The organism is Pseudarthrobacter sp. C1 (assembly GCF_034720455.1).
Lineage (GTDB): Bacteria > Actinomycetota > Actinomycetes > Actinomycetales > Micrococcaceae > Arthrobacter.
Genome location: NZ_JAYESK010000002.1, coordinates 458,915 through 474,731, shown reverse-complemented (window position 1 = coordinate 474,731; position 15,817 = coordinate 458,915). Strand labels below are relative to the sequence as shown.

Sequence of the window (15,817 nt, the reverse complement as noted above, 5' to 3'; positions counted from 1 at the left end):
ACATTCAAGAGGGTTTCGACTACCAGGTGCCGACGGTGGAGCCCAGGCTGGAGAACCAGTTGTTCAAGGCCGTTCCGAAGGCGGTGACGCCGATGATGATGAGGAGCGCGATAAACGCAACGAGCAGCGAATACTCTGTTGCGGTAGCGCCCTTTTCCGAAGAGATCCGCTCCTTGACGCCAGCTACGAAGGCAAGCACGGAGACCATGAGTGAAGTCATTTCAGGTCCTTACCAGGTGCCGACGCGGGAGCCGAGGGTGGAGAACCAGTTGTTCAGCGCGGTTCCGAAGGCGGTGACGCCAATGATGATGAGGAGGGCGATAAAGGCGACGAGGAGGGAGTACTCTGTCGCGGTGGCGCCCTTCTCAGAAGAGAAACGATCCTTGACGCCGGCAACGAATGCCATCATCGAGACCATAAGTGAAGTCATTGTAATTTCCTTTAATTCGGTGAAATAGGGTGTATTTGATTTCAACGAATTTCCAGCTGCCCCCATAATTCTTTAGCGGCTGGACTTCGCTAAGAAAAGATTGTCAGTGAGGGGGAAGGGCAACAATGCGTAGTTGTACTCGAATTTTTTTCCAGGCCGGATGTGGCCGTACTCAGATGGAGGTCGCTGTACTCAGAAGCCGGCCGTTTGCCGACGTCGACTACTTGGGGGACCCCGTGCCTCGGCGGAGTGGGACGGGCAATGAAGCCCGAATCTAACTAGATGACGAAAAGTGCGACGACGGTGGTCGCGAGCAGCATGGATGGACCGTGCGCCACTTCTGCCCCGGTAATCCGGCGGTTTCTGCCGGCGGCCAGCGCCGAGACCAGTCCGTTGATAATGAAGCCCAGGAGCCCCCCGTAGAGAAGCTGGGTCCAGCCTAGGTACCCGAGGTAGAGGCCTATGGGGGCAGCGAGCTTAACGTCGCCCATCCCGATGCCCGCGGGTGAAATCAGCGCCAGAATCAGGTACGCGAAGAACAAAATCAAGCCGCCAGCAAGTGCTCGCCCGAGTGCACCAGCTTGATTATCGAATAGGGCCGGCAGCATTAACAGGAGGAGGCCGCCAATAAGAAGCGTTAAGACAAGTGGGTTGGGCAGCAGGTGCCGGGCTACGTCAATTCGCCCCAGCTGCGTACCCATAACCGCCAAGAATAGAAAAGCGGGCAGGCTTAAGGTAATTCCCAAGCGAAGGGAAAAGGCCGCGCACGCTGCGAAGGTAATTGCCGCCGTCGTAATTTGGACAGGGATGCTGGGGCGGATTCCTGCCCTGGGCAGGAAGCGGGCGATGGCAACCTCCGCGGCAGGGGAGAGGATGCCGCCAAGCACGCCGGCTCCGACGACGAAAAGCCACACAGCGGACCCATCGTTGACCCAAGAATGCACTGTGTCCCCCTGCGAACATCGATCCGGCTCGGCACGCACCAGCGTCCGGCTACCCCATTTTGACCCTGAACCCCTTAACGCGCTAATCTTGGTAGTCGTTGTGCGTGTCCTATTCCGATGGTGCGTGCCCGCTTGAGAATCCGGTTGCAGGATGACTACTCAACGTGCACATTCGGAAGCAAAGGATGACTGGTTACATAGAGCCCTCACCTCTGTTCCGGTAGCGCGCAGATAGTAGGTGCACGAGCTAGTGACACCTAAACAAGAACGCCAGAACAAGAACGAGGCAAACACCGTGCGTACGTACACCCCGAAGCCCGGCGATATCAACCGCCAGTGGCACGTCATTGACGCCACAGACGTTGTCCTTGGTCGTCTCGCGAGCCAGACCGCAATCCTGCTGCGCGGCAAGCACAAGGCCACCTTTGCGTCCCACATGGACATGGGCGACTTCGTCATCATCATCAACGCTGAGAAGGTCGCCCTGACCGGCGCCAAGCTGGAGCAGAAGCGCGCATACCGCCACTCCGGCTACCCGGGCGGCCTGACCTCCGTCAACTACGCGGAACTCCTGGAGTCCAACCCGGTCCGCGCCGTGGAGAAGGCCATCAAGGGCATGCTCCCCAAGAACTCCCTCGCTGCCCAGCAGCTCGGCAAGCTGAAGGTGTACCGCGGTGCTGAGCACCCGCACGCCGCCCAGCAGCCCAAGACTTTCGAAATCACCCAGGTCGCCCAGTAGTCCTGGCCACCAAACAACTTATCTATACAAGGAGAATCGTGGCTCAGAACGAAGAGACCACCGAAGCCGTTGAGGCTGAGGAAACCCTGACCAGCTACACCTCTGAAAGCTCAGCAGCCGACGCTGCTGCGCCGAAGAAGGAGCGCCCGGCACTGACCGTCGCCGGCGCAGCTGTTGGCCGCCGCAAGGAAGCTGTTGCACGCGTTCGCGTTGTCCCCGGCTCCGGCAAGTGGACCATCAACGGCCGTGCGCTGGACAACTACTTCCCGAACAAGCTGCACCAGCAGGACGTCAACGAGCCCTTCAAGATCCTTGATCTCGAAGGCGCCTACGACGTCATCGCCCGCATCCACGGCGGCGGCATCTCCGGCCAGGCCGGCGCCCTGCGCCTCGGCATCGCCCGTTCCCTGAACGAGATCGACGTCGAGAACAACCGCGCCACCCTGAAGAAGGCCGGTTACCTCTCCCGTGACGCCCGCGTCATCGAGCGTAAGAAGGCCGGTCTCAAGAAGGCCCGCAAGGCCCAGCAGTACTCCAAGCGCTAAATCCGCCTGCACAGAAGCCCGTCCCGCCTTTGGCGGGGCGGGCTTCTTCGTGCAATTGGACGGCAGGTGGGATGGTAGGCGCCGACAGGCTAGTCCCGGGTCAGGCGATAAACCGTGAATCCTTCTATTACTTCTGGGTCAAATGCGCCCTGCACCCACTCATGGATGGCCAATAGTTCTGCACTGTTGCCTGGGACCTTGAGCTGCTCAGGTTGAACTACCAAGTAGCAGAGCCGACCTCCAGCTACCCAATCTTGGAATTGTTCCAAGGTAGGACTTGGGTCGGTAGCGGCGAACCCACCCAACGGCATGATCGGACGGTTTGTCTCGAGTTGGAAGCGGGCTGCAGTTTGGCCCGGATAGGTCGCCGCAGCCCACGTACATGAAGAATTGGAGCTTTCAAGCACGGGTTTAAGGGACGACCCGGGCGCATTTCCGATGGCGAGTCCTGTTGCCCATGCCGGATCCAATGACTTGGCCCCTGCCATAAACCGACTCAGCGTATTTGGGTTGGAGGAGATGCCCCCGGACAACGGATTTGAGCCAGTTTGGGGAGAACCCACTGTGATCACGGAGCAAAATATGGGCCCGACCATAAGGGTGCATAACACCAACCATGAGGCCGCAGGGATGACCCATTTTGCCGGCGGCGGGATCAGCACCAGGACACTCGCAGATAGGCCAATATAGAGCAATAGTTGGCCAATCCACTGCGGATAGGCATCGCTTATTTGCCACATGGCATGGGAGAAGACGGCGCTGATCAGCATGCCTAAGAAAACAAAAAGACGGCTCCATAGCGTTCTCCCGCTCCCAAGCACGAGTTCCATGCCCAAGCCAAGGCATAGTGCCAAAGGCGCGGCCAGGGACGCGGTGTAGTAGGAGTGAAAACTGCTTCCCATAAAGCTGAGTACCAAGTAGGTGAGCAAAAGCCAGGATGCTGCGGCTACAGCAAATACTGATTTTTCCCTCGTGTATTTCTTTTTCACAACGCAAGTGAGAACTGCCAAACTTGACAGCAGCGCCGGTAGCAAAAGCCAGCCAATCTCCTGCCCATAGTTTCCGTTGAAGAGCCGGAAGAATCCGGAGTCTGTCTCTACTGTTCTCATGCTTTCCGGCAGGAGAGCTGACCATGGATCATTTTCGCGTTTTAGAACACGATCGACGCCGTTATAGCCCAACGTCAGTTCGACCATGCTGTTGCTCGAGGAACCGCCTATGTAGGGGCGGCGTCTTGGATCAACTATGTCCACTATCAGTGGCCACGCAAGCGACCCGGAGATGAGCATTAGTCCTGCGGCGACAAGCGACAAGAGGCGCGCACGCCAAATCACAATCGAAAAGACACAGAAGACCAGGACGATCGAGGGAAGCACCAGGAAAGCTTGCAGTTGTTTCGCCATGAACCCGAGGGAGAGAAATCCTGCACTGAGATATAAGTGGCGGCCCTGGCATGATTCGGTCGCTTTGATGCCCGCATGGAGTGCGCAGAGCATCAGAAGAACCATAAGAGGGTCAGGATTGTTGTAGCGGGCGAGCAGCAAGGTGATGGGTGTCGCGGCAAAGACAGCAGTCGAGAGTAGGGCGACTGTCGCAGGGAGGTGACGGCGCGTCATTGTGTAAAGGAGCGCGGCACTGCCAAGCGTCAGTGCCGCTTGTGGGAGCAGCATAGCCCAGGTATTCAGCCCGAAAAGGCGGACAGAGAGTCCCATGATCCAAAGGCTCAAGGGAGGCTTGTCCACTGTTATGGAATTGCCCCAGTCGGCGGAACCAAACAAGAATGCAGAGGGATCATGAAGACCGGACTGGACTGCTGCCGAATAGTACGCATTTGCCCAGCCGTTTGCTCCAAGGGCCCAGGAATACGAGATAGCGGCAAGTGACAGAATCCCGGCCAGACAGTATTTTTCCCATCGCCCGCGGGCGACTACGCCCTGTTTTGGCCGGAAGGCCTCCCTACTGCCTAAGATCGTAGATCGTGACTCCATCGATAACCTCCCCCTTGAAATTGGAATGAACCCAGTCGGTTATGGCCCTGGCGTCGCTTCCTAGCGGTACTTCATCAAGGATTGGCTGTTGCCAAATGAAGTAGGTGATCTTTCCTTCCTGCACGAACGCTTTAAATTGGTCGATCGTTGGTGCGGGGTCGTTGCCCAGCCAGCCTCCCAGGGCAATAACGGGCCGTTCGGACGCGAGCTGATATTGTGCTGCGTTCTGCGCGGTATATGTTGCGGCGGCCCATGTCGACGGCGAAGAATCGCGAAGAAGCGACGTGATTTCGTGAGACGGCTCAACACCGAATCCCAGATGTCTAGCAAGCGGCGGGTCACCTCGGCGGGCGGCGTCCAAGTGGGCCGATAGGGAGCCCAAATTGTTCCCGACTGGTCCTGAAAGGGGATTAGTTCCGGAGTGTGGTTTGGATAGCGTTATCACGTCTGTCGCGAGTGGGCCGAGCACCAAGGCCATAGATACCATCGCCAAGGCAAGAAGCTCTAAGTATCGTGGCCGGAGGAACAGCCACCCCACCACAGCCAGGAGCGTTACGCCAAGCAGAACAGCGGGCCAGGCCCCCCAAGCATCGCTGTATTGGAAAATACGAATTGCCATGTACCCGGTCCCGGCAAGGAGGACCGCCCCTAAGCACCGGGGCACAATCCGCTGCCGTTGGCTCCACAGCAACTGCGTTCCCAACGCAACAACTACAGCCATCGGCGCCGCGAGTGAAAATACGTAGTAGGTGTGTGTCATGGTGCCCATGAAACTCAACACCACGTAGGCGGTGAGGAGCCAAAGCACGGCACAGGTGATCAATGCTTTCGCGGTCCGGCTTCCGCCAGCCTGCTGCCAAAGCAGTATCAAAGCCAGCGAGCACGTCGCCGCGGCAAAGAGGAGCCACGCCCCCTCAGGAGCAAAGTTTGCGTTAAACAGGCGGCTTAGCCCGCCGTCGTACTCTGGGGCAGGTCCCGGAGCTGCGGGCGCTGTTTGAGGATCAGCGCTGAAACGCAAGAATCGTGCGAGGCCGTTGTAGTCGAGGGTGAGTTCGAGGATGCTGTTGGTTGCGGATCCGCCGACGTAAGGTCGGTTGGCGGCGGGTGTGAGCTCGACTATCGTCATCCACCAGCCGCCGCTGATGACCAGTGCGGCGAGCGAAGCGAGGAGCCGGAGGAACCGGGATGCCATGGTTCCCGCGCCGAAGAGCAGGACGGCGAGAATGAGGGCGGGGATGGGTAGGAAGGCTTGGATCTGCTTGGCCATGAAGCCCAGTCCGAGTGAAGTGCCGGCGAGCAGGTACCAGGTCCAGCGGTTGTCTTCGGTGGCCCGCATGACGAAGTAGACCGCTGCGACGGTCAGCAGACCCATAAGCGGTTCGGGGTTGTTGTACCGGGACATGAGGACAACGACGGGAGTGGTCGCGTAGATCAGGCCGCCGAGGAGGGCGGGTGCGGCGGAGTGGCTGCGGCGGATGATTTTGTAGATCAGCCACGTGGTGGCGACGCCCATAAGTGCTTGGGGTACGAGCAGGGCCCAGGAGTTCAGTCCGAAGAGTCGGACTGAGAGGGACATGATCCAGATGCTCAGGGGCGGCTTGTCTACGGTGATGAGGTTGCCGGCGTCGAGGGAGCCATAGAAGAAGGCTTTCCAGTCCTGGGAGCCGGCTTGTGCTGCGGCGGAGTAGTACGGGTTGGCCCATCCGTTCCTGTCCAGTCCCCAGAGGAATGTTGCTGCTGTGGCGGTGAGGAGGGCGGCAAGCCCGATGTACTCCCACGGCAGTGGCGTGCGGACGCCACGGACCGTTGAAGGAGCCGCGGCACGGCTGGCCTCGGCCACACTCACCGGACAGGTTCCCCGGCAGGACGCAGTCCACGTACGGCCGCCTGTTCTCCTTGCCGCACCCTAAACACCCAGAGCCTCAAGAGGATAAACCTCAGCAGAGTGGCGAAGATATTAGCCGCCGTCAGGGTCAGCAGTTCCAGATTCGGTGCTGCATCTGGGTTTACGGCGTGCAGAACCAGCAGGGATGACGACGTGATTGTCCAGGCCAGCAGGAACACCATCAAACCCTGGAACTGCTGGGTGAACAGCTTCGCCGGTCCGCTGATGCCGAACGTGAACCGGCGGTTGGCCGCCGTGTTGCCCACGGCCGTCATAAGCAGGGACAAGAAGTTTGCTTCCTGCGCCCCAAAGGGACCCTGCAGAACCAGGTAAAGCAACGCGAAGGCCAAGGTTGACACCGCGCCAACCATGCCGAAGCGAAGGACCTGGCCGAAGAAGCTTGGTCGGCTCTCCGGAACAATGGGACGGCGCCCCAGTTCGGCGTATATCGCTTGGACGGGAATTACCCCTTTTACCAGGGAGCCTGCCACGCGCACCATGCCCCTCAGATCATCCAGGGCGGTCTGCTTGATATCCACCCGGCTGTCGGGGTCGTCCACCCAGTCAACAGGGATTTCGTGAATCCGGAGACCAGAACGCTCCGCAATTATCAGGAGCTCGGTGTCGAAGAACCAGCCGTTGTCCTCCACATGCGGCAGGAGGCGCTTGGCTACGTCAGCACGAATGGCCTTGAATCCACACTGCGCATCCGAAAAGCGCACCTGCATTGTCCGGCGCAGCAGAAGATTGTAGGACCTGGATATGAATTCACGCTTGGGTCCCCGGCTTACCCGGGAGCTTTGCCCCAGCCGGGTGCCAATGGAAATGTCCGAATGCCCCGACAGCAAGGGAGCAACCAAAGGGGGCAAGGCCGCAAGATCGGTGGACAAGTCTACGTCCAGGTACGCTAAGACCTTTGCTTCAGATGCGCCCCACGCATCCCTGAGGGCGTAGCCGCGTCCCTTGACTTCAAGGCGTCGGTATTCAACGTTCGGCATGTGCTCGCTGAGCCGAGCGGCAATCACCGGAGTCCGATCGGTGCTTGCATTGTCGGCGATCGTGATTTTCCACGCCGACGGCATTTCGTGCGTCAGATATTCGGCGAGCCTCGTGATGCTGCTTTCGAGTACCGCTTCTTCGTTGAAGACCGGTACAACAATTTCGAGCGCCAAGCCCCCATAGCTAGGTGTCATGCATGGATCGTAGGGGCGACGAAATGGCCGTGGCGAGGCTTTTGGGCAAAGACAGGTACCGGCCAAATAAACCAAGTAGTCCCAGTAATTGGCCCTGATGGCACCTAGGTACTTGGCCTCCCGCCAACAAGTAGAAACGTCGCGCGAGTCCGTCCAACGCGCCCCGGCCCGAACCCATCCTCTAGACTTGACCGGTGTCTAGATTATTTGGAACTGATGGTGTCCGGGGACTGGCGAACGGCCTGTTGACTGCTGAGCTGGCGCTGCAGCTGGCCCAGGCGGCCGCCGTCGTGCTCGGCCACGACCGCAACTCCAACGGGACGCGGCCGCGCGCCGTGGTGGCGCGTGACCCGCGGGCCAGCGGCGAGTTCATCGCCGCTGCCGTGGAAGCCGGGCTCTCAAGCTCAGGCGTGGACGTCTACGACGCCGGCGTCCTCCCCACGCCCGCGGCGGCCTACCTGGTCGCTGACCTGGACGCAGATTTCGGCGTGATGATCTCTGCCTCCCACAACCCCGCACCGGACAACGGCATCAAGTTCTTCGCCCGCGGCGGCCAGAAACTGCCGGACGACGTTGAGAATGCCATCGAGGCGCAGATGTCCAAGGAAGCGGTGCGGCCCACCGGCGCTGATGTGGGCCGGATCCAACGCTTCTCCGACGCCGAGGACCGCTACATCGTCCACCTCCTGCGCACGCTGCCGCACACCCTCGAGGGCATCAAAGTGGTCCTGGACTGCGCGCACGGCGCCGCCAGCGGCTGCTCACCCCAGGTCTTCAAGGACGCCGGCGCGGACGTCGTCGTCATCGGTGCCGAGCCCGACGGTCACAACATCAACGACGGCGTCGGCTCCACGCATCTTGGCCCGCTCAAGGAAGCGGTGGTCAAATACCAGGCCGACCTCGGTATTGCCCACGACGGCGACGCCGACCGCTGCCTCGCGGTGGACCACGAGGGCAACGAGGTGGACGGCGACCAGATCATGGCCATCCTCGCTGTTGCCCTGAAAAAGTCCGGCAAACTCAAGGACGACGTCCTCGTGGCCACGGTCATGAGCAACCTCGGCCTCAAGATCGCGCTCCGCAACGCGGGCATCAACATCCGCGAAACCGCCGTGGGGGACCGCTACGTCCTGGAGGAAATGCGCGACGGCGGGTTCAACCTGGGCGGGGAACAGTCCGGGCACGTAATCTTCGCCGACCATGCCACCACGGGCGACGGCGTCCTGACCGGCCTGCAGTTGGCTGCCCAGATCGCCCTGACCGGAAAGCCGCTCAAGGAACTGGCCACCGTGATGACCAAGCTTCCCCAGGTGCTCATCAACGTCAAGGGCGTTGACCGCACACGGGTGGGCAGGAACGAAGTCCTGGCCCAGGCCGTGGCGGCGGCAGAGGCCGCCCTCGGCGAGACTGGCCGCGTCCTGCTCCGCCCCTCCGGCACCGAGCCCGTCGTGCGCGTGATGGTGGAGGCAGCCGACGAAGATACAGCCCAGTCCATCGCCGAACACCTGGCCCAGGTGGTGCGCACCGAGCTCGCCCTGGAACTGGTCAGCGAGTAACAAACCGACATAACAAGAAGTGGCCCGTTTCCAAAAGGAAACGGGCCACTTTCGTCTGGAATGTGGCTAGGAAGAGCGGGTTTTGAGGGCGTCCCGGATTTCGGTAAGCAACGCGATCTGCGGGTCTTCCGCGGACTCCTTTTTAACGTCCTGGCCGATCCCCAGCCTGCGGTTGCGGCGTTCCACCATGAGGTTCATGGGCATCACCACCACGAAGTAGATGGCGGCCGAGATCAACAGGAAATTGACGATGGCCGTCAGCAGGACGCCAAACTCGATGGCGTTGCCGTTGAAGTCAATCTTGGCGAAGCTGTCAAAGTTGGGTGAACCGGTCAGCCCGGCGATGAACGGCATGAGCACCTTGTTCACCAAAGCAGTCACCACCGCGCCGAAGGCGGTGCCGATAACCACGGCGACGGCAAGGTCAACGACGTTGCCCTTCATGATGAAGTTCTTGAATCCAGTCAGCATAGGAACCAAACTAGCGCAGTTGCCTTACGGGTAGCCCGGCGCCGCCTCCACGCCGAAGTACTCCTCGAGCGTGAAAATCCCGCGCGCAATCATGTCCGTGGCCGCCTCCACGCCGATATACCGCAGGTGCCACGGCTCGTAGTAGTACCCCGTGACGGCGTGGAACATCCACGGGTACCGCACCACGAAGCCGAACCGGTGCCCGTTCGCCTTGGCCCACACGGCGGCGGGCTGGTCCGCAAAGCACGGCTGGAAACTGCACGCGCCCCCGCCGTCGGCGATGTCGAACGCCCAGCCCGTCTGGTGCTCCGAGTAGCCCGGGCGCGCACTGGCCGTGTCCGCGTCGGCCTGCCCCCGCGCAGAGACGTAGTTGTTGTAGGTCCCCACCTGCGTGCCGTACGAGCGGTACCCGCTGGCCAGGACCATCGCCACGCCGTCCCGCCCGGCAGCGGCGAACATCGCCTCCGCAGCCGCCGCCGTCGTGCTGTTCAGCAGCGCAGCTTCGCCGGACGCGGTCATTGCGACGGCGGGCGGCACCAAATCAGCCGGGACGTAGTCGGCCGGGACCAGGGGGCGGTGCTTGTTGACCACCAGCCAGGGACTCGCGGGGTCTGTGAGCGAGAACTGCCGCGGCAGGGCTGCGGAGGGCGACGGCGCGGGGGACGGGGCGGCAGGTGCGGCAACCTCGGTGGGGGGCGCCGCCGTCGTGCTTTCCGGGGCGGGCGCGGGTGCACTGCCCGTGGAGGAGGTGGGGGAGGCGGACGACGGCGCCACCGCCGCGGGTGCCTCCGGCGTGCACGCTGCCAGAACAATCAGTCCGGCGCCGGCTGCGAGGAAGCGGGTGAAGCTGCGCCGGCTGGGTGCCTCAGCCGGGGGGACAGCCGCACCGGGGGAGCAGTCGTGGCACACCTGTGTTAAACCTTCCGGAGCAGCATACGGCGGATCGAGTGGTCCGCCTCCTTCGTCAGCACCAGCTGGGCACGGCCCCGGGTGGGAAGGACGTTTTCCTCCAGGTTGGGTTCGTTGATGCGCTTCCAGATCTCCCGCGCGGTGACCTCGGCTTCTTCGTCGGACAACGTGGCGTAGCGGTGGAAGTACGATTCCGGCTGGGCAAACGCCGTGCTCCGCAGCTTGCGGAACCGGTCCACATACCATTCCTCGATGTAGGAAGTCTTGGCATCCACGTAGATGGAGAAGTCGAAGAAGTCGCTCAAGGCCAGGCCCTGCCGGCCGTCGTGCCTCGGCCGCGCCGGGGCCAGCACGTTCAGCCCTTCAACAATCAGGACATCGGGCCGGCGCACCACCACTTCCTTGTCCGGAACGATGTCGTACGTCACGTGGGAATACCACGGGGCGCGCACTTCCTCCGCGCCGCTCTTGATCTCACTCACAAAACGCAGCAGGGCCCGCCGGTCGTACGACTCCGGGAAGCCTTTGCGCTCCAGCAGCTGCCGCCGCTTGAGTTCGGCCAGCGGATAAAGGAAGCCGTCCGTCGTAATGAGTTCCACGTTGGGGGTACCGGGCCAGCGCCGCAGCATCTCCCGGAGCACGCGCGCAATGGTCGACTTGCCCACCGCCACGGACCCCGCCACGCCGATCACAAACGGCGTGCGCTGGGTGTGCTCGCCCAGGAACGTGGTGGTGGCGGCGTGCAGCTGCCCGGCAGCCTCGACGTAGAGGTGCAGGAGCCGCGACAGGGGAAGGTAGACCTCGCGGATCTCCTTCATGTCCAAAGGATCCCCGAGGCCGCGGAGACGGACGATGTCCTCTTGGTTAAGAGGCTGTTCCATCTCATCTGCGAGCCGGGACCAGGTCTGCCGGTCCAGCTCGACGAACGGGGAGACACCCTCTCCGTTCGCCTCGTTGCGTTGCAAAGTCACGTTAGTGATTCTGCCCCTCGCCCGGCACATAGCGAAATGGAGGCGGATTTGAGCGCGGCGGCAGCGGCTGGGAGTGCCACGCACAACCGCCCGGGCAGAGTGTCCCGGTTTAGAGGTAGGGCACCCCTGCCGATAGTCTTGAGCCTATGTGTGGAATCGTGGGTTATGTGGGCCGTTCTGGTAACGGCGGAAGTCACAGTGCGTTGGATGTTGTCCTTGAGGGGCTGCGCCGCCTGGAGTACCGGGGCTACGACTCCGCCGGGGTGGCTGTGGTGTCCAAGGGCGTGATCGAGTCCCGGAAGAAGTCCGGGAAGCTGAGCAACCTGATCGCTGAGCTGGAGGCGCGTCCGCTGCCGGAGACGATGACCGGGATCGGCCACACCCGCTGGGCCACGCACGGCGGGCCGACGGACCGGAACGCGCACCCGCACCTGGCTGATGAGGGCAGGCTTGCCGTGATCCACAACGGCATCATCGAAAACTTTGCCGAGCTCAAGCAGGAGCTGTTGGACAAGGGCGTGACGTTCCTGTCGGAGACGGACACCGAGGTGGCTGCGGCGCTGCTGGGCGACATTTTCCGGAACAAGCTTGGCGGGGATGCGTCCGACGGCGGCCTGACCCGGGCCATGGAGCTCGCCTGCCAGCGCCTTGAGGGTGCGTTCACCCTCCTCGCGGTCCACGCTGACCAGCCCGACGTTGTGGTGGCCGCCCGCCGCAACTCGCCCCTGGTGGTGGGCCTGGGTGAGGGGGAGAACTTCCTCGGCTCGGACGTGTCCGGGTTCATCGACTACACCCGCCGCGCGGTGGAACTGGGCCAGGACCAGATTGTCACCATCACCGCGGACACGGTGGAGATCACCGACTTCTACGGCAATCCGGCCGCGGGCAAGGAATACCATGTGGACTGGGACCCGGCCTCCGCCGAAAAGGGCGGGTTCAGCTCGTTCATGGAGAAGGAAATCCATGACCAGCCCGACGCCGTGGCGCAGACCCTGCTGGGCCGCTCGGACATCAAGGGCAAGCTGACCCTGGATGAGCTCCGGATTGATCCGGCGCTTTTGAAGCAGGTGAACAAGATCATCGTCCTGGCCTGCGGCACCGCGGCGTACGCGGGGATGGTGGCGAAGTACGCGATCGAGAACTGGTGCCGGATCCCCACCGAGGTGGAGCTCGCGCATGAGTTCCGCTACCGGGACCCGATCCTGGATGCGAACACCCTGGTGGTGTCCATCAGCCAGTCCGGGGAAACCATGGATACCCTGATGGCCGTCCGCTACGCCCGGGAACAGGGCGCCAAGACCATCTCGATCTGCAACACCAACGGCTCAACCATCCCGCGCGAGTCCGACGCCGTGCTCTACACGCACGCCGGCCCGGAGATCGCGGTGGCCTCCACCAAGGCGTTCCTGGCCCAGATCACCGCCGCGTACCTGCTGGGCCTGTACCTGGCGCAGCTGCGCGGGAACATCTTCTCCGGCCAGATCAAGGACGTCCTTGCGGACCTGAACAAGATCCCGGCCAAGATCCAGAAGATCCTGGACAATGCCGGCCCGCTGCGCGAGCTTGCCCGGAGCATGGCCAACGAGAAGTCGGTGCTGTTCCTGGGCCGCCACGTGGGCTACCCCGTGGCCCTGGAGGGTGCGCTGAAGCTGAAGGAAATCGCGTACATCCACGCCGAGGGCTTCGCCGCCGGTGAGCTCAAGCACGGCCCGATCGCCCTGATCGATGAAGGCCAGCCGGTGTTCGTGGTGGTCCCGTCCCCGCGCGGCCGCGATTCCCTGCACGCCAAGGTGGTCTCCAACATCCAGGAAGTCCGCGCCCGCGGCGCCCGCACCCTGGTCATCGCCGAGGAAGGCGACGAAGCGGTCAAGGCCTACGCCGAGCACGTTTTCTACGTCCCGGAAACCCCCACGCTGCTGATGCCGCTGCTGACCACCGTCCCGCTGCAGATCTTCGCCGCGGAACTGGCCCAGGCAAAGGGCTACGACGTGGACCAGCCCCGCAACCTCGCCAAGAGCGTCACCGTCGAGTAACTGGACCTGATTTAGAGCTGAAGCCCCGGGCACAGAGCCCGGGGCTTCACCTTTTAAGCATGTGCTCCGGCCCGGCATAGGCGGCAGCCCGGGGGCGTCACCGTAGAATAAGCCGCATGATTGTTGGCATTGGCGTAGACGTTGTAGACATCGAGCGGTTCGGCCGCCAGCTTGAGCGCACCCCCGGCCTCCGGGACCGGCTGTTCGTTCCGGCTGAGCGGGAACTGAACACCCGGTCCCTCGCCGCGCGGTTTGCCGCGAAGGAGGCTGTGGCCAAGGTCCTGGGCGCGCCGGCCGGCATGAACTGGCAGGACTGCTGGATCGGCCTGGACCACAACGGGCCCACCGTCCAGGTGAAGGGCACCGTGCTGGCCGTGGCAGAGGTCAAGGGCGTCAAGCGCTGGCACCTCTCCATGAGCCACGACGGCGGCATCGCCACTGCGACGGTCCTGGCCGAAGGCTGAGCGGCTCCGGCCGTCACGGGACTGACACGTTGATCAGCGCCTACACCGGCACCCAGGTCCGGCAGGCCGAGGAACCGCTCCTCGCCTCCGGCCTGGGGGACGCCCTCATGCAGCGCGCCGCCCACGGCCTGGCCAACGCGGTCATCGCCGAGCTCAAAACCCGCGGCCGCCGCGTTTACGGTGCCAGCGTCGCAGTGCTCGCCGGCAAGGGCAACAACGGCGGGGACGGGCTGTACGCGGCCTCGTTCCTTGCGGCCCGGGGCGTGCGCACGACGGCGGTCCTCACCGGGGATTCCGCCCACGCACTGGCGTTGGCTGCCTTTGAGCGCGCCGGCGGTCGGGTCCGCCGCCTCTCCGAAGCGGCACCCGGGAAACTTGCGGCAGAGACGGCCTGCGCCGACGTCGTGATCGATGCCGTGCTGGGCACAGGTGCGCAAGGCGGGCTGCGGGGAAGTGCTGCCGGCCTCGTGGCCGCCCTCGCCGAGCTCAGGGCTGACGGCGCCGGAAAGAACTTTGTTGTGGCCTGCGACCTTCCCAGCGGCGTGGACGCCGACACCGGGGAAGTGTCCCGGCCTGTGCTGCCGGCTGACCTGACCGTCACGTTCGGCGGCGCCAAGGCGGGCCTGCTGGCCGACCCGGGCGCTGACTTTGCCGGCAGGGTGGAGGTAGTGCCGATCGGCATCGAGGAACACCTGCCCGAACCGTTGCTGCGCCGGCTCGAAGACGTGGACATGGCCAGGATCCTCCCGCGCCCTGCCCGCCGGGCCCACAAGTATTCGCGCGGGGTGCTGGGCGTGGTGGCGGGGTCCGCTGATTATCCGGGCGCCGCCGTCCTGGCCTGCCGGGGTGCGCTCGCCGCCGGGGTGGGGATGGTCCGTTACCTCGGTCCGCCCGAAGTCGCTGACCTGGTGCGGCAGTCCTGCCCCGAAGTGGTTTGCAGTACCGGCACGGTTGCGGAGAACCGCGTCCAGGCCTGGCTGGTGGGCTCGGGCATGGGTCCCGGGGACCATGACCAGCTCCAGCGCGCCCGCGATGCCGTGGACTCCGGGCTCCCTGTCGTGGCAGATGCCGGGGCCCTGCCCGCCCTTCCCGATGTTCTGGCCCCGCAGGTTGTCCTCACCCCGCATGCCGGCGAGCTCGCCGCGCTCCTGCGGCGCCTTGGCCGGGGGGAGGACAGGGAAGCCGTGGAAGCCGGAACCCTGGCCGCCGTCCGCCACGCTTCGCAGCTGACCGGGGCCACAGTGCTCCTCAAGGGCGCAACCACCCTGGTGGCCGCACCCTCCGGCAGCGTGTACAGCCAGGCTGACGGCACACCCTGGCTCGCCACCGCCGGCAGCGGCGACGTCCTGGCCGGCGTCATCGGCGCGCTGCTCGCCCAGGCAGGTTCCGACGTCGGACGCTTCCGTAAGGTGGGCGCTGACGGGGACGCGCGCTGGGCCGCTATTGCCGCGCTGGGAGCCGCCCTGCACGGGAAAGCCGGCACGTCGGCGTCGGACGCGTGCTCCGGTGGTCCGATCGCTGCTGGCGGAATTGCCGACGCCTTACCCGAAGTGTGGGGTAAAGTCAGCAAGCTTAGTAACTCTGGGGCCGGGAAATGTAATAGTCACAGCCAGCCGTTACGGTAGGCATTAGTTCGCACCGGCAGTAGGGGCGCTCCTGCTCCTCTGCTGCCGAATCACAAAGAGGAGC

At 63.3% G+C, this 15,817-nt stretch carries 15 protein-coding genes; 6 read left to right on the top strand and 9 right to left on the bottom strand.

From position 1 onward, the window contains the following. Positions 1 to 19: 19 nt before the first annotated feature. From U7114_RS04820 to U7114_RS04810, 3 genes are all read right to left on the bottom strand, one after another. Positions 20 to 220 carry a Flp family type IVb pilin gene (locus U7114_RS04820; protein WP_321214056.1) on the bottom strand — a complete coding sequence of 67 codons (201 nt, stop codon included), beginning with the start codon at positions 218 to 220 and terminating at the stop codon, positions 20 to 22. Between the two features lie 9 nt (positions 221 to 229). Continuing rightward, positions 230 to 430, bottom strand: coding sequence for a Flp family type IVb pilin (locus U7114_RS04815; RefSeq protein WP_321214055.1), 201 nt, complete (start codon positions 428 to 430; stop codon positions 230 to 232). Positions 431 to 708: 278 nt separating this feature from the next. Continuing rightward, positions 709 to 1,344, bottom strand: a complete 636-nt coding sequence (locus tag U7114_RS04810) for a prepilin peptidase (protein ID WP_321214054.1) — start codon at positions 1,342 to 1,344, stop codon at positions 709 to 711. Between the two features lie 325 nt (positions 1,345 to 1,669). Between U7114_RS04810 and rplM the strand changes: the two genes are divergently transcribed. Together rplM and rpsI are read left to right on the top strand one after the other, a co-directional pair. Next, on the top strand, positions 1,670 to 2,113 hold the full coding sequence (gene rplM, locus U7114_RS04805; RefSeq protein WP_015937805.1) for a 50S ribosomal protein L13: 444 nt from the start codon (positions 1,670 to 1,672) through the stop codon (positions 2,111 to 2,113). 38 nt (positions 2,114 to 2,151) lie between these two features. Next, positions 2,152 to 2,658 carry a 30S ribosomal protein S9 gene (rpsI, locus tag U7114_RS04800; protein WP_050684362.1) on the top strand — a complete coding sequence of 169 codons (507 nt, stop codon included), beginning with the start codon at positions 2,152 to 2,154 and terminating at the stop codon, positions 2,656 to 2,658. An 89-nt stretch (positions 2,659 to 2,747) separates the two neighbouring features. On the opposite strand, the gene U7114_RS04795 is transcribed toward rpsI, so the two are convergent. The 3 genes from U7114_RS04795 to U7114_RS04785 are packed head-to-tail and all read right to left on the bottom strand — an operon-like array spanning position 2,748 to position 7,724. Further along, positions 2,748 to 4,646, bottom strand: a complete 1,899-nt coding sequence (locus U7114_RS04795) for an ArnT family glycosyltransferase (protein ID WP_323056664.1) — start codon at positions 4,644 to 4,646, stop codon at positions 2,748 to 2,750. Beyond that, the gene (locus U7114_RS04790; RefSeq protein WP_323056663.1) at positions 4,615 to 6,486 is read right to left on the bottom strand and encodes a glycosyltransferase family 39 protein; all 1,872 of its coding nucleotides are present in this window, start codon (positions 6,484 to 6,486) and stop codon (positions 4,615 to 4,617) included. The genes U7114_RS04795 and U7114_RS04790 overlap by 32 nt, the downstream gene beginning before the upstream one ends. A gap of 2 nt (positions 6,487 to 6,488) precedes the next feature. Further along, a complete protein-coding gene (locus U7114_RS04785; RefSeq protein WP_321214051.1) occupies positions 6,489 to 7,724 on the bottom strand; it encodes a bifunctional glycosyltransferase family 2/GtrA family protein in 1,236 nt (411 codons plus the stop codon). Between the two features lie 194 nt (positions 7,725 to 7,918). Between U7114_RS04785 and glmM the strand changes: the two genes are divergently transcribed. After that, entirely contained in the window at positions 7,919 to 9,280 is a 1,362-nt protein-coding gene (gene glmM, locus U7114_RS04780) for a phosphoglucosamine mutase (protein ID WP_323056662.1), read from the top strand. Between the two features lie 66 nt (positions 9,281 to 9,346). Here the strand turns inward: glmM and mscL are convergent, their stop codons facing one another. Genes mscL through coaA form a run of 3 tightly spaced genes read right to left on the bottom strand, consistent with a single transcriptional unit; the run spans position 9,347 to position 11,661 of the window. Beyond that, positions 9,347 to 9,751 (bottom strand): large conductance mechanosensitive channel protein MscL, encoded by a 405-nt coding sequence (mscL, locus tag U7114_RS04775; RefSeq protein ID WP_157241631.1) that lies wholly within the window; start codon positions 9,749 to 9,751, stop codon positions 9,347 to 9,349. A gap of 24 nt (positions 9,752 to 9,775) precedes the next feature. Continuing rightward, on the bottom strand, positions 9,776 to 10,660 hold the full coding sequence (locus U7114_RS04770) for a M15 family metallopeptidase (protein WP_323056661.1): 885 nt from the start codon (positions 10,658 to 10,660) through the stop codon (positions 9,776 to 9,778). Between the two features lie 5 nt (positions 10,661 to 10,665). Continuing rightward, the gene (coaA, locus tag U7114_RS04765; protein WP_157241632.1) at positions 10,666 to 11,661 is read right to left on the bottom strand and encodes a type I pantothenate kinase; all 996 of its coding nucleotides are present in this window, start codon (positions 11,659 to 11,661) and stop codon (positions 10,666 to 10,668) included. Positions 11,662 to 11,777: 116 nt separating this feature from the next. Between coaA and glmS the strand changes: the two genes are divergently transcribed. The 3 genes from glmS (at position 11,778) to U7114_RS04750 (ending at position 15,753) form a co-directional block, all read left to right on the top strand. Further along, positions 11,778 to 13,664 (top strand): glutamine--fructose-6-phosphate transaminase (isomerizing), encoded by a 1,887-nt coding sequence (glmS, locus tag U7114_RS04760; RefSeq protein ID WP_323056660.1) that lies wholly within the window; start codon positions 11,778 to 11,780, stop codon positions 13,662 to 13,664. Positions 13,665 to 13,780: 116 nt separating this feature from the next. Then, positions 13,781 to 14,128, top strand: coding sequence for a holo-ACP synthase (locus tag U7114_RS04755; RefSeq protein WP_323056659.1), 348 nt, complete (start codon positions 13,781 to 13,783; stop codon positions 14,126 to 14,128). Positions 14,129 to 14,157: 29 nt separating this feature from the next. Further along, complete coding sequence (locus U7114_RS04750; RefSeq protein WP_323056658.1) at positions 14,158 to 15,753, top strand: NAD(P)H-hydrate epimerase; 1,596 nt, start codon at positions 14,158 to 14,160, stop codon at positions 15,751 to 15,753. Positions 15,754 to 15,817 lie beyond the last annotated feature (64 nt).